Origin of the sequence: Loktanella sp. D2R18 (genome assembly GCF_003318235.1) — a bacterium.
Taxonomy (GTDB): Bacteria; Pseudomonadota; Alphaproteobacteria; order Rhodobacterales; family Rhodobacteraceae; genus Yoonia.
In genome coordinates this window covers 255053-268999 of sequence record NZ_QOCG01000006.1, presented here as the reverse complement: position 1 = coordinate 268999, position 13947 = coordinate 255053, and the positions used below count along the sequence as shown (strand labels likewise).

Annotated in this window: 15 protein-coding genes; 5 read left to right on the top strand and 10 right to left on the bottom strand. The window is 54.4% G+C overall.

Annotation, left to right across the window (positions count from 1 at the left end; translation table 11 throughout):
* Window positions 1-207 precede the first annotated feature (207 nt).
* Window positions 208-807 carry a hypothetical protein gene (locus tag DS901_RS04060; protein WP_113775643.1) on the top strand — a complete coding sequence of 200 codons (600 nt, stop codon included), beginning with the start codon at window positions 208-210 and terminating at the stop codon, window positions 805-807.
* Between the two features lie 13 nt (window positions 808-820).
* Here DS901_RS04060 and DS901_RS04055 read toward each other — a convergent pair whose 3' ends face one another.
* Genes DS901_RS04055 through DS901_RS04045 form a run of 3 tightly spaced genes read right to left on the bottom strand, consistent with a single transcriptional unit; the run spans window position 821 to window position 3240 of the window.
* A complete protein-coding gene (locus DS901_RS04055; protein WP_113775642.1) occupies window positions 821-1705 on the bottom strand; it encodes an NAD-dependent epimerase/dehydratase family protein in 885 nt (294 codons plus the stop codon).
* Entirely contained in the window at window positions 1702-2307 is a 606-nt protein-coding gene (locus DS901_RS04050) for a hypothetical protein (RefSeq protein ID WP_113775641.1), read from the bottom strand. Before DS901_RS04050 ends, DS901_RS04055 begins: the two co-directional genes overlap by 4 nt.
* A 42-nt stretch (window positions 2308-2349) precedes the next feature.
* Window positions 2350-3240, bottom strand: a complete 891-nt coding sequence (locus tag DS901_RS04045) for an imm11 family protein (protein WP_113775640.1) — start codon at window positions 3238-3240, stop codon at window positions 2350-2352.
* Here DS901_RS04045 and parE point away from each other — a divergent pair.
* Entirely contained in the window at window positions 3239-5203 is a 1965-nt protein-coding gene (parE, locus tag DS901_RS04040) for a DNA topoisomerase IV subunit B (RefSeq protein WP_113775639.1), read from the top strand. The two genes, DS901_RS04045 and parE, sit on opposite strands and share 2 nt — an antisense overlap.
* The gene (locus DS901_RS04035) at window positions 5200-5763 is read left to right on the top strand and encodes a hypothetical protein (protein WP_147249845.1); all 564 of its coding nucleotides are present in this window, start codon (window positions 5200-5202) and stop codon (window positions 5761-5763) included. Before parE ends, DS901_RS04035 begins: the two co-directional genes overlap by 4 nt.
* Window positions 5764-6068: 305 nt before the next feature.
* On the opposite strand, the gene DS901_RS04030 is transcribed toward DS901_RS04035, so the two are convergent.
* The 7 genes from DS901_RS04030 to proS form a co-directional block, all read right to left on the bottom strand.
* Entirely contained in the window at window positions 6069-6707 is a 639-nt protein-coding gene (locus DS901_RS04030) for a DUF3047 domain-containing protein (RefSeq protein ID WP_113775637.1), read from the bottom strand.
* Between the two features lie 96 nt (window positions 6708-6803).
* On the bottom strand, window positions 6804-7187 hold the full coding sequence (locus DS901_RS04025) for a c-type cytochrome (protein WP_113775636.1): 384 nt from the start codon (window positions 7185-7187) through the stop codon (window positions 6804-6806).
* Window positions 7188-7242: 55 nt separating this feature from the next.
* The gene (locus DS901_RS04020; RefSeq protein WP_113775635.1) at window positions 7243-7926 is read right to left on the bottom strand and encodes an ABC transporter ATP-binding protein; all 684 of its coding nucleotides are present in this window, start codon (window positions 7924-7926) and stop codon (window positions 7243-7245) included.
* The gene (locus tag DS901_RS04015; protein WP_113775634.1) at window positions 7919-9172 is read right to left on the bottom strand and encodes an ABC transporter permease; all 1254 of its coding nucleotides are present in this window, start codon (window positions 9170-9172) and stop codon (window positions 7919-7921) included. The genes DS901_RS04020 and DS901_RS04015 overlap by 8 nt, the downstream gene beginning before the upstream one ends.
* A gap of 26 nt (window positions 9173-9198) precedes the next feature.
* Window positions 9199-9909: a ThuA domain-containing protein gene (locus DS901_RS04010; RefSeq protein ID WP_113775633.1), complete on the bottom strand. Its 711-nt coding sequence runs from the start codon at window positions 9907-9909 to the stop codon at window positions 9199-9201.
* The gene (locus DS901_RS04005; protein WP_113775632.1) at window positions 9906-10508 is read right to left on the bottom strand and encodes a DUF2937 family protein; all 603 of its coding nucleotides are present in this window, start codon (window positions 10506-10508) and stop codon (window positions 9906-9908) included. The genes DS901_RS04010 and DS901_RS04005 overlap by 4 nt, the downstream gene beginning before the upstream one ends.
* 163 nt (window positions 10509-10671) lie before the next feature.
* Window positions 10672-12012 (bottom strand): proline--tRNA ligase, encoded by a 1341-nt coding sequence (proS, locus tag DS901_RS04000; protein WP_113775631.1) that lies wholly within the window; start codon window positions 12010-12012, stop codon window positions 10672-10674.
* A gap of 172 nt (window positions 12013-12184) precedes the next feature.
* Here proS and DS901_RS03995 point away from each other — a divergent pair, with 172 nt between their 5' ends.
* Both DS901_RS03995 and DS901_RS03990 read left to right on the top strand, forming a co-directional pair.
* The gene (locus DS901_RS03995; protein ID WP_113775630.1) at window positions 12185-13288 is read left to right on the top strand and encodes an AI-2E family transporter; all 1104 of its coding nucleotides are present in this window, start codon (window positions 12185-12187) and stop codon (window positions 13286-13288) included.
* Window positions 13288-13944: a DnaA ATPase domain-containing protein gene (locus DS901_RS03990; protein WP_258546643.1), complete on the top strand. Its 657-nt coding sequence runs from the start codon at window positions 13288-13290 to the stop codon at window positions 13942-13944. The genes DS901_RS03995 and DS901_RS03990 overlap by 1 nt, the downstream gene beginning before the upstream one ends.
* Window positions 13945-13947: the final 3 nt, after the last annotated feature.

Genomic DNA, 13947 nt, shown 5'->3' with positions numbered 1-13947 from the left:
AGGTTCCGACTTCCATGCGACTAGCGCCAAGCAATCGCGATTACATGCGTCCTGCGCGTACACCTGAAAACCAAATCACGCAGTTGACAATGAACAATCCCTTCGGTTGAGTTAACACTTGAACTTGCACACAACTTCCTACTCTATGCCTTGAAATCACGATAGCGCCAGTGCCGGCGCTTAGCACACATCAAAGATCCATTGTTCATGACATTTTCCCGCATCTCAATTTTGGCGACCACCGCAATTGTTTTCACTGCAACAGCCGGACAGGCAGAATGTGTCACTTTAGATCGCTCTCAGACCTACTCGCTGACCCGACATGATCCGTATTTTAGCGTCACGAACACTGTTTCAAATGACGGTACGGTCAGAGAAATCCGTGAATCCCAAATGAACGGAGTAACTGCGCACGTCGAAACGATATATTGGAATGGTGTCATTGCCATCGACCGCCAATCAGACACAAGCCATATTCAAGTTGTTATGGACTCAAGCGCTCAATCGGCGGACCTTAGTCGTGCTTCGCAGGCATATTCCTACCCGATGACACTTATGGTGAATGGCGCGACAGTGGATCACGGTACGTTCACAATGGAAACCATTGAACAAACCTCGCTTTACATTGGCGACTGCGCCTATCCCGTCATGATTGTACGCACGACAATGGAAAGACAAAACGGGTCTCCTATAAATGAAGAAGCTCTTCTCAGCGTGGAAGCGGGAATGCTGTTGGGCAACGTGGCCATGACCGCCGACTGGCAGCCTCGTCATGGCGTCTTTTTTGATGAAATCGCCGTAAAATGATCAACGTGAGACATTACCCTAACACATCGCGCCACGAATGTTGCGGCGCAAAGCCGACCATCTCTTTCGCTTTATCGTTGGCATAAAATGTCTCATCCGGGCGCATTTTGCGTTTTTGCGGCACCCCTTCGTAGAACTGCGCGATAACCGCGTCGGTGGTGATGCCCACGGACATATCGTCGTTGGCCACGTTGAATATCTGATAGCCCAGCCCGTCTGTTTTCAGACAACAATCCACCATATGCCCCAGATCGCGTGCGTCGATATAGGCGAAGATATTACGCCGCCGGCTGGCCGGGTTTTCCATAAACGCGGGGAAGTTTTGCGCGTATTCATGCGGCTCGATCACATTATTGATCCGCAGCCCATAGATATCAATGCCTGAGCGGGCCTGAAACGATTTGGCGGTGGCCTCGTTACAGACCTTCGACATGGCGTAGCTGTCGTGAGGCACCGTGGGGTGGTCTTCGTCGATGGGGATGTAAACTGGCTTGATTTCACCATCCGCAAAACAGACGGCATATGTGGTTTCTGAACTGGCAAAAATCACCTTGGGGATGCCAAGTTTTACCGCCGCTTCGATCACATTGTAGGTGGTGATTGTGTTCTGCCGAAAGCACTCAGCATCCGTGCCAATCATCACCCGTGGAACGGCGGCGAAATGCACGACGGCATCATATTTTGGCACACCGGTCCCCGCGTCCAATTCATGGAAATCGGTGAATTGCGACATAGCCCCAATGACTTGCCCCGCGTCGGTCAGATCAATCAACAGTTCGGACACATCCAAACCTGATGGCACAATATCCGCATTCACTACAGTATGCCCCTGCCCCTGCAAATAGGTAATCGCGTGTTTACCCGCCTTACCGCTACCGCCCGTGAAAAAGACCCTCATGATATGAGAGCTCCTTCTTTAAATTTTGTCTGCAAATCTTCGCCCCAAACGACCACCCCCTTCTGGACGGTACCGTAGCGCAAAGGCAACCAATTGCCTGAAATACAAGAAAGGAGCATTTCCGTAAGATAAATGAAGCGCTCTTGCTGCTCGCGACTTTCGAACGTTTTGAGGCCCCCTAGTTTTTTTATAGGTAAAAAAACGGCCATATCAGCCCATGGGTACGCATCAAAATCAGGCACATCAAGCTGATGAAGGATACTATCAATACGCCAAATTTGGCTTCCGTCAGGTGCCTTATCTTGAAAACTATGAGAAAACATGTGATCCGATTCACGGGTGATAGTTACCTTAACACCATCAAAATGAACGATGAAATAAAAGTGCGAGTAGTCCACATAACTTGCTAGATGGAAGGACAACCAGACATCAGAATTGCTAGTGCAGACTTGATGGTACCGCAGGCTAGGCCAATATTCCAAACCATCGGAGGTAAAGTGGTGTACAACCTTGCTTTCATCGACGGAAGGTGGTTGCTGCTCTACCCAGTCATCCGGCTTTTGGGGCGGAGAGAGAATATCATGAACATTTTTGGATTTCATCTGAGCTTCCTACTAACTGAGATCCCATATTGTCGTTAGACGCTAGAGATCGACGTCGCTCGCGACGGCTTTCCATGACGTAAAAAATGGCGCACCTGCGGCCTCAAAGGCATCATGTAACGCGTCTGACATGGCGTATTCTATTTCAGGTTTGCTATATCGCTTTTCCCGCCAAAGATGGTGACCAGCAGTAACGGCTGGATCAAACGTCAATCGGTGTTGTTCCCGATTCCGCCAGCGGATTTCCATATAGTCGCGCGTACCCGGAAAAGGGTCAGTCTTTATCGCGACCGTTGAACGCTCATCGATGATACTATCAATTGTTTGCGTAACGTTCAGGAAATAATAGTTCCCCTCTGCTGGGGTGCCATCGCGAAACATCACTTCGATTGGAACAATCTGATGTGTGTCAGGCTCAATGCGGCCCAGAACGTCTTTGACGGTTTGGTGAATGATGATTGCGCCATCCGCGACACTCCAAGTTGGCGCAAAGCTTTTCAACCGGTCAGGAAAAATACTCAGCACGCAGTCTTCTGGTATTTCTTCATTAGACAGTATGCGTGATCCGTTCTTAAATACGTTAGAGATTTCGCTGGCGCGCTTTATCCGCACCATTTCTTCTTCGGTCGCCCGAATGCCCGGCCGACTTTGACTGCCCAGAATTCTTTGGCTCCAGCGCGTTAGGTCACTTGGCATATGAAACCGTTCAGGGTCTTCATAGGGGATTTCGACGATGTAAGGCACGGATGCGGAACCTCTTACTTGTTTGTACCAACACGCATGACCAGACGCGTTTACGGCGCTTCCCGCAACCCTAATGTTCCCAACCGCAACCGCAATGGCCGATAAGACGCCAATCCGCGCCCTTTGCCAATTGCCCCAACCGCCGCCGCCTGCCATTATGGCCCAAACCAAAAGAATGAGCAGCACCATGGCCAATGATCTTCTCTCTGGGGGCACAGCAGCGCCCGACGACTATAACGCAAGCAGCATCGAAGTGCTTGAGGATATGGAGCACGTGCGCCTGCGCCCCGGTATGTATATCGGCGGCAAGGACGAACGCGCGCTGCACCACATGGTCGCGGAAATCATCGACAACTCGATGGACGAGGCCGTCGCGGGCCATGCCACTTGGATCGAGGTCGAGCTGCACGAGAACGGCCATGTCACTGTGCGCGACAACGGGCGGGGCATCCCGACCGATCCGCACCCCAAGAACCCCGATAAATCCGCACTTGAAATCATCTTTTGCACGCTCAACGCGGGCGGTAAATTCTCGGGTGATAGTTACCAGACATCAGGCGGTCTGCACGGGGTTGGGTCATCGGTGGTGAACGCGCTGTCAGATCACCTGCGGGTCGAGGTCGCGCGCAACAAAGAACTGTTCATGATGGAATTTTCGCGCGGGGTGCCACAGGCCCCACTGGCGAAAATCGGCGCAGCCCCCAATCGGCGCGGCACAGCGGTGACATTCCACCCGGATGAACAGATTTTCGGGAAACTCACGCTCAAACCCAAAACCCTGTTCAAAATGGCGCGGTCAAAGGCTTATCTGTTCTCGGGCGTTGAAATCCGCTGGAAGACCGGGATCAACGATGGGGACACCCCGCTTGAGGCGACGTTCAAATTCCCCGGCGGCTTGGCTGACTATTTGACCGAAGTCTTCGCGGGTGCCACCACCTATTCCGAAGCCCCATTCGCCGGGACCGTGTCCTTTGCCGATAAATTCAACGTGCCGGGCAAGGTCGAATGGGCCATCAACTGGACGCCCACGCGCGACGGGTTCATCCAATCCTACTGTAACACCGTCCCCACCCCCGAAGGCGGCACGCACGAGGCCGGGTTCTGGTCCGCGATCCTCAAAGGCATCAAAGCCTACGGTGAACTGGTCGGCAACAAAAAGGCAGGCACGATTACGCGCGAAGACCTGACCACAGGCGCAGGCGCGCTGGTATCTTGCTTTATCCGCGAACCCGAATTTGTGGGCCAAACCAAAGACCGGCTGGCGACAACGGACGCGCAGCGCATGGTCGATGCCGCCGTGCGCGACCATTTCGACAACTGGCTGGCCGCCGATACAAAATCCGCAGGCGCGATCCTTGACTTCCTTGTGCTGCGCGCCGAAGAACGGTTGCGCCGCAAGCAAGAAAAAGAAACATCGCGCAAATCCGCGACCAAAAAACTGCGCCTGCCCGGCAAGCTGACCGACTGCACCTCCAAAGACCGGATCGGGACCGAACTGTTCATCGTCGAGGGCGATTCCGCGGGCGGGTCCGGCAAAGGCGCGCGCGACCGCAAAACCCAAGCCCTCCTGCCGCTCAAGGGTAAGATCCTCAACGTGCTGGGGGCCGCGTCAAACAAGCTGACCACCAACGCCGAAATCAATGACCTGTGCGAAGCATTGGGCGTTGGCATGGGCACTAAGTTCAACGTCGATGACCTACGCTATGAAAAGATCATCATCATGACCGATGCGGATGTCGACGGGGCGCATATCGCGGCGTTGTTGATGACATTCTTCTTTACGCAAATGCGCCCGCTGATTGACCAAGGGCACCTATACCTCGCCTGCCCTCCGCTCTACCGGCTGACCCAAGGCGCGCGACGCGTCTATGTCGCCGATGACGCCGAAAAAGATGCGGTGTTTGAAAAGGGTCTGGGTGGCAAAGGCAAAATCGACGTGCAGCGGTTTAAGGGGCTGGGCGAAATGGACGCAAAAGACCTCAAAGAAACCACGATGGACCCCACCACCCGCAAGCTCATCCGCGTCACCATCACCGACGATCAACCCGGCGACACCGCCGATCTGGTAGAGCGCCTCATGGGCAAAAAACCCGAACTGCGGTTCCAGTATATTCAGGAAAATGCGCAGTTCGCGGAGGAGTTGGATGTTTGAGTGACACAAATATAGTACCAGTAGATTTAGACCCAAAAAATTCGAAAGTTGCCCGCAGAACGTTGCTTACCACCGCATATTTCACTCTAATACTTGCGAATTTGAATATCTTATCTGAACAAGTTTCATTCTTCGGAGTGTCAATTGAACTCGATCAAGACAAACTAATTGCTTTGGGTCAGGTATCTACCTTTGCCTTGTTCATAGTTTACATCGTCAAAGAACTGCCGAACCTTAACGTCCTTCTTCATGTACGTACGACAAGAAGAATAAATGCCAGCCATAAGTTCGCACGTAATTCATTGTCCGGCCGTCTAGAGATGGAATATCGTCAACCAGATCAATATGATGACTTACCCAATAGCGATATCCAGGCATTAGAAATACAACTAAAGAATGAAAAGGAATCCGTAGATCAACGCGCAGCAAATCGTTCGGCCAACTTAACGTTCATCTCAGATGTGTTTAGTTGCTATATTGTGCCAGTTTTGATGGCTATACCTGCAATTTCATGCCCAACGTCACTTGGTCAACTTCTTACGTACATCAGTAAACTTTGAGCTCGTATAGAAGCTGTCCAATTCCCAAATGAGGGCGGCGCTCGGACCTCGGGGTGGGTGCGAAGCGCCCTCCCCATGGGGGAGGTCCGGGCGCTGCCCGGCGATGCCGGGCAGGATGTGGATTAGGCAAAGCGGTCCGTTTTCAACCCACCCATAGCACGCACCGTTAACCGCACAAATGCCAGACAAATGCCCGACGCAAGTCCGACGCGCGGCCGACAGCCCAAACCCCATAAAATACAGGCGTTAACCTGCGATTCGTTCGCCGCACCGCGTAGGGTGGGTTTTAACCCACCTGCCCCGCATCACCGCAGATCAATCGGGCCAAGCGCTGCGCGAATAATGCTATCGGTATCGTCGCTATCCGCTGACACGGCCAAGCCAACCAACGCACCCGGCGCACCACCAAAGGCCGCCGCGTAATCCGCCGCCAGATCAACGTTTTCGCTATGTGATCCGGTGCCTGCTTGGCGCAGCGCAATCGTCGCGCCTTGGCCCGCAGGACCATAAGGCGACGGGATCACTTGACCGCGCGCGTGGTTACCGCCCCACGCATATTGGATGATGCGCACCTCATCATTTCCAAGCAAACTCCTGATGTTCGCCCCTTCACTCGCGGCGGCGGATGCCTCGGGTAGGAACACGAAATAGACGGAAACATTACGGTCATCGCCACCCTTTTGGGCAAGGCTTGTTGCAGGCACCGATTGATCCACACGCCAGCCCCAAGACGCATTGCGCGCGCCCCACTGGCCCCGCCCAACCCGCGTCCACGCCAATGAAACAGAGCCTTCAGACACAATCCCAAGATCAGATCCAAAGCTATAATCGTTCGAGCTAAACAACTGTAACCGCTGTTCAGCCCAACCGCTTGAAAACGGCACAGGCTGCGCGATGGCAGGGGTGGCGAGGGCAAAGCAGGCGGCAAGGGTCAGGTAGCGCATGAGAAACTCCAATCACTCAATTGACCCCATGCATACCCCCCAGCATCGCCTGCGCCCACGTGCAAATTCACAATCTCACGCGATTGTCAGCCATTGCTACTGTTGCAATAATTCGATGTAATCTGTCAGCAACAGCAACTTGGTTGGCACAGGCGTGCCTAGGCCGTTATTTTCAACGATCACCGTCTCACCCAGATCACCTGCCCCGAACTCTGGCATGGCAGCGCTAAAGTGGGCGTCGCGTTGCAGCCCATCGATCGTGCTCATGACTTGATCGCGCGGGAACACCCCGCCATTGCGCGCAGCAATCGTGGTCAGATCAGGCGGCGCTGTTTCCAGCCCCCGCGCGTAGGGTCCATCGCCACGCGCATCCGCGCCATGGCAACCCGCGCATTCAGCCTCATACAACTGCGCGCCGCTTTCAGGTTTCTCAACACAAGCGGCCAATGTGAGCGCCGCCACTATCATCATATACCGCATCTGTACTCTCTCCTGTTTTCATCACGCTAGCAGGGCTGCGCGCGATGGCATTGATCTAAATCATTTCTAGCGTGCCGGCGGTCAGCCGCACCTGTCGGTCCATCCGCGCGGCAAGCGTCAGGTTATGGGTCGCAATAACAGCGGCCAGCCCCGTATCACGTACCAGCCCCATCAGCGCATCGAACACCTGATCAGATGTATCGGGGTCAAGGTTGCCTGTCGGCTCATCCGCAAGCAAAAGGGCGGGTTCATTTGCCAGCGCCCGGCAAAACGCCACGCGCTGCTGTTCTCCACCTGACAAGGCAGCGGGGCGGTGTGATGCCCGATCCGCAATGCCAACCCGATTGAGCAGATCAAGCGCGCGCGCATGGGCTGCCGCATCACTTACCCCATTTGCTAACTGTGGAATCACGATGTTTTCGACAGCGCTAAATTCAGGCAGTAAGTGGTGGAACTGATAGATAAATCCAACAGTGCCACGGCGCACGGCCGTGCGTTTACGATCAGACAGATTTGTCATATCGGTGCCGCCAATCGCAACTTTTCCCGCGTCCGGCGTATCAAGCAGCCCTGCGATATGCAGCAGGGTTGACTTGCCAGCCCCCGATGGCGCCACCAGCCCCACGACCTCGCCGGGTTTAACCGCGAGCGATACACCTTGCAACACGCGCACTTCGCCGGGTTTTCCTGCGTTATAGGTCTTGGTCAGATCGCTGACCTCCAGCGTGAAATCATTCATAGCGCAGCGCCTCAACCGGGTTCATCCGGGCGGCACGGCGCGCGGGAAAGATTGTAATGATCCATGACAGACCCAGTGACAGAGAGACGGATTTCAAGACGTCCGACAGGTGTAATTCTGCGGGGATCGCGTAGATTCCGCGAATGGACGGATCCCAAACCCCGCCGCCAGCAACGAAATTCACAAAGCTGAAAATCGTGTCGATGTAGACCGCAAACAGACACCCAAGGATCACACCACAGATCGTCCCCACTGTCCCGATCCCGGCACCGCAGATAAAGAAAATCCGCATGATGGACCCTTCGGTCAGCCCCATCGTACGCAAAATCCCGACATCGCGGCCCTTGTTTTTGACCAACATGATCAGCCCTGAAATAATGTTCATCGATGCGACTAAGACAAGGATCGACAAGATGATGAACATCACGTTGTCCTCGATGGTCAGGGCGCGCAAATAACGACGCACACGGTCCTCCCATGAATAGGCCCATGTGCCTTCGCCCGCCGCATTTGCAATAGACTGCTTAAGCCCTTCGGACAGGGTGATGTCATCAAGCTGCACGGCCAACTCATCGGCCACACCGTCGCGGTTAAAGATAAACTGCGCGACGTCGAGCGGCAGATAGGCGCGCACCTCGTCGATTTGGTAGCGCCCGGTCGAGAAGATAAAGACGACGTCGTAGGCATTGCGCCGCGTCGATTGCCCCATTGGCGTTGACGCCCCGGCGCGGGTTGTAATTTCTATCCGGTCGCCAATTGTCACCCCAAGGTTCGCCGCCAATTCAGAGCCAAGCGCGATCCCATTTGGCAGATCGTCAATATTGCCGTAGCTACGGTCGCTTTCAATGATCGCGTCTGATCTTTTTAGATCCTCAAGTTTGATCCCATAGATATCCGCAAGGCCCAACCGCCCCGACGCGCTTGCCATGGCTTGCCCGCGGACAAGCGGGAACACATCAGTCACATGGTCTTCAGCGCGGACACGGTCGGCGACCACCTCAAAATCATCGATGGTGCCACCGGGTTGCTGCACGGTCACATGCGCATAAGCGCCCGCGATTGTATCAACGAATTCGGCACGAAACCCTGACCGGACGGCCAATGTCGCGATCAGCGCCCATACCGCAAGCGTCACCCCGATCAGACTGATCCAGGTCATCACGCTGATGCCGCCTTCGGCACGTTTGGCACGGATATACCGCCAAGCGATCATCCATTCGAATTTAGCAAAAGGTCGGGTGGACATTTATAACGTCTCTTTCTTGGGAACAATTACCAGTGATTGCCGGCATTTTGGAATTGAGACGGGTCGCGGCCTTGGGCCGCTGATTTGCTTTGCGCAGCCCAAAGCAGCCCACGTTTGATCATCTCGAAGGCCGGACCATTCGCAATCACGGATGCCTGATGGCCCAGCGCATTATAATACACGCGGCCCAACCCCCATTCACGGGTCCATGCGACAGGCATATCTACCGGGCCATTTGCGCTGTGATACCACGTCACGACATCCGTGCGCGTCGTGGCAAGAACCATGTTGGCGGGATCGACGTGCAGATAGTATTGTTCGGTTTCGACATCAAAATCGCCGATCCCGGCAACCAGCGGATCGTCGGAAATGATGTTTACTCGATGTTTCACCCCGTCGCCCCCCGGATGGCCAACCCAATTGGCCCCAGTCATGAACTGCCACAAGGGCGATCCGCGAAACGCGTCGCACATGCCGCCATGACAGCCTGCGATACCCGTGCCCGCCGCGACGGCCTCTGATACATTTGTGGCCGCTTCGCGTGATAGATCGCTCATGGTCCAGACGGGCACGATCAGATCATAGGTTTTCAACTCCGCGCCATCATCAAAACAAGCGAGACTATCCGTGACGGTGGTTACGATCCCGGCATCGTTTAGGATTTTATCAAAAATCGCTGCGACTTTATCTGGTTCGTGACCATCCCAGCCGCCCCACGTAATCAATGCAGTTGTCATCGTTTTGCTCCCGATAGTGGGCGAATGTGGCTTTGTACCTCTGATCGGGGCGTTGGCCGCGCGACCGGAGGATCAGCCTTGATCCGCGCTAGTGTCTGTTTCGGCGCGACTGTGCGTTGGTTGCGCCGAAACGGCAAGGTCAGCAATGACAAAATTGTGCCGATCAGCGCCCAACCACCAATAAACCCGCTGCCTGCAGCGGCGGCCCCTGCGGTGCTGATCGGAACGGCCGGGGTGAAATCCTGCCAAGCCGCCTGAAATGTCTGAACATCAGCCATTCTGTGCGGCATCAACATCCGTTGCATCGCAGAGGCGTCGCGCAAGGCGGCCAGATTGTCACCCAAGCGCACATGTCGCGCAATGGTACGGCGCCACATCGCCTCTTGCCTCTGCGTCAACGGCACCTCGGCCATCGCCTCTAACATCTCTTCGCGCCCAAGCCCGTCTTCGAGCGCCGTCGCATCGAACTCTTTAACCTGACGCGCCAATTCATCGACCTGCCCGCCGAGGCGCTGCATATATTGCTGCGAAAACTCAGGATATTGGGACAATCCCGCAGCCCCAGCAACGCCGCCCACAAGGCAAAGCACCCGGATCATATCCGGCCTTCCTTCATTTCATTGCGTGTCATTTACTGCCTCAACACATTATTTTGGACGCAGCATACCATCAAATGTGCGCGCCGTTAACGCATCATGTAAAAAATGGGCGTCGATCCGCAAGGATCGCGCCCATTTTCAAGTTCACATCGTGGTGTTTTACCTATGCGATACCCTCATAAATCGCGACGATTTTGGCAATTGCTTCTGCAGCGGGCATCTCGGTCGCTTCACCGGTGCGACGACAGGTGACTTCGACAACGCCATTTTTGATCCCGCGTGGACCAATCGTAATACGCCAAGGCAGACCGATCATATCCATCGTTCCGAACTTGGCCCCTGCCCGTTCATCGCGGTCATCATACAGTGGCTCTAGGCCAGCAGCGGTAAACTGTTTGTAAAGGTCTTCGCAAGCCGCATCACAGGCTTCATCGCCCGAACGCATATTCAAAATACCAACATGGAACGGTGTGACACCTTCGGGCCAGATGATACCTTTGTCGTCGTGGCTGGCTTCGATGATCGCGCCCAACAGCCGTGACACGCCGATCCCGTGCGACCCCATGTGGACAGGCACCTTGCCGCCCTTTCCATCATCGACCATCGCGCCCATGCTTTCGGAATATTTAGTGCCGAAATAAAAAATTTGGCCGACCTCAATCCCACGCGCAGTGCGTTTGCGGTCTTCGGGAACCTCGGCGAACATAGCCTCGTCGTGGGTTTCATCGGTGCGTGCGTAGCGGCTGGTGAATTCTTCAAGGACGGCGGCACATGCGGCCTTGTCATCATAGTCGATCTCACGGTCACCGAATTTCAGATCGGTGATCTCGCTGTCATAGAACACTTCGGATTCGCCGGTTTCAGCCAGCACAAGGAATTCATGCGTATCATCGCCACCAATCGGGCCTGAATCCGCGCGCATCGGAATCGCCTGAAGCCCAAGCCGTTCATAGGTGCGCAGATAGCTGACAAGATGGCGGTTATAGGCGTGCAGCGCATCCTCTTTGGTTAGATCAAAGTTATACCCGTCTTTCATATAGAATTCGCGACCACGCATGACGCCAAAACGTGGGCGGACTTCGTCGCGGAATTTCCATTGAATTTGATAAAGCGTAAGCGGCAAATCTTTGTAGCTGGTCACATGCGACCGAAAGATATCCGTCACCAGTTCTTCGGCCGTCGGCGTAAACAACAATTCACGACCGCCGCGATCTTTGATGCGCAGCATTTCTTCGCCGTAAGCATCATAGCGACCAGATTCACGCCACAGATCAGCCGATTGAATTGTCGGCATCTGAATCGCGATATGGCCCGCGCGCGCCTGTTCTTCATGCACGATATTTTCGATCTTACGCAGAACTTTGAAACCTAATGGCAACCACGAATAGATGCCTGCACTGGCTTGTTTGATCATGCCTGCCTGCAACATATAGCGGTGGCTGACGATCTGTGCCTCGCGGGGCGTTTCTTTGAGAACGGGAAGAAAATAGCGGCTCATGCGCATGGGATCGGCCTTCTTGGGATATTCAGTTGCTTTGGGTTTAATCTGGGTGGACGGCCCTCGCAAGCGCAGACATATGCGCAAACGGGTCGCAATTGCACGTTATTTCATCCACAACCCTTGCAAGAATGCGTGTCATACCGCATCTAAATGACCAAGCAACAAGAGGTATCACATGGCGCTGCCGGTCCAACAGCAAGCAAAATACTGGGGAATCGTCACGGCGGTTTTGTTGGTGATCCTGTGGTTTTTAGGCGATGTGATATTGCCCTTTGTCTTGGGCGGCGCGATTGCCTATTGCCTTGATCCCATTGCAGACAGGCTTGAGGCAATGGGGCTCAGCCGCGCCGTGTCGGTCACTATCATCACTTTAGTCGCGGCGCTGGTATTCATTCTTTTGATCTTACTCGTGATTCCGACACTGATCGAACAAACAAGTCAGTTGGTCGATACCGCGCCTGAGCTGTTCAATCGCCTGCAAGCGGCATTGACCGAACGCTTCCCGTCACTGTTGGATTCGGAAAGCACGATTCACAAGCAGCTGCTCGCAATTGGCGAGGCAATCCAATCGAAGGGCGGCGAATTAATGAACAGCTTGCTGAGTTCGGCGATTGGTTTGCTCAATGTTGTCGTTCTTTTGGTCATCGTGCCTGTTGTCGCATTTTACCTACTGCTGGATTGGGACCGTATGACCGCACGCGTTGACGAACTTTTACCACGTGATCACGTTGAAACCGTGCGTAGTCTGGCGCGTCAGATCGATAACACGCTGGCGTCTTTCATCCGCGGTCAAGGTACTGTTTGTCTGATTTTGGGCACCTATTATGCAGTCGCCCTGATGATTGCCGGGCTCAAATTCGGGCTGATCGTTGGATTTATCGCGGGGCTGGTGACTTTCATTCCCTATGTTGGGGCACTTGTCGGTGGCGTTTTAGCAATCGGGCTAGCGTTATTTCAATTTTGGGCAGGCACCGAACAGATTGATGGTGAAACTGTTGAACAGGGAACTAACTGGCTACGCATTGGGATAGTCGCAGGTATTTTTATGCTCGGACAGTTCCTGGAGGGTAATGTGCTAACCCCTAAATTGGTTGGCAATTCGGTCGGGTTGCATCCGGTTTGGCTGCTCTTTGCGTTGTCGGTTTTCGGGTCCCTGTTTGGCTTTGTTGGTATGTTGGTCGCCGTTCCATTGGCAGCGATCATCGGTGTACTGGCTCGCTACGCAATTGAGCACTACAAAAGCGGCCTGTTGTATCGCGGGCAATCGTCGGACGAATAATGATGGCGGAACAACTGACATTTAACTGGCCAACAGGTGTTGCGCTGGGGCCAAATGATTTCTTTGTCTCGGCTGCGAACGCTCAGGCGTTTGCAATGCTGACTGCGCCGCAATCCTGGCCGGACCGCAAGCTGGCCATCGTTGGGCCAAAGGGTTGCGGCAAAAGTCATCTTGCACGAATTTTCCAAATCCAATCTGGCGCGCAAACGCTGAACGCCAAAACGATGCCCGCAGATTTTCAACCAAGCGCCGATTGCGTGATTGTCGAAGATATGGAGACGCTGCCAGACACCGCGCAAGAGGCGATGTTCCACCTGCACAACCATCTGCGCAATACCGGCGGCACGCTATTGATGACCGCGCAAGATGCGCCGACCCGATGGCAAATCCCCCTGCCTGACTTGGCCAGCCGGATGCAAGCCACCACAATCACGCAAATCGCCAACCCCGATGATGCTTTATTGTCAGCGCTGATTATGAAGCTTTTTGCCGACCGTCAAATCATGCCCGGCCCACCGTTGGTGCAATATTTGACAACGCGGATTGAACGCTCATTCGCTGCGGCTGCTGATATTGTCGCCCGGCTTGACGCGGCGGCCTTGGCCCAAGGACGCAAGATCAACAAGGCGCTCGCAGCGGACCTTCTGGACAAGTAGGCG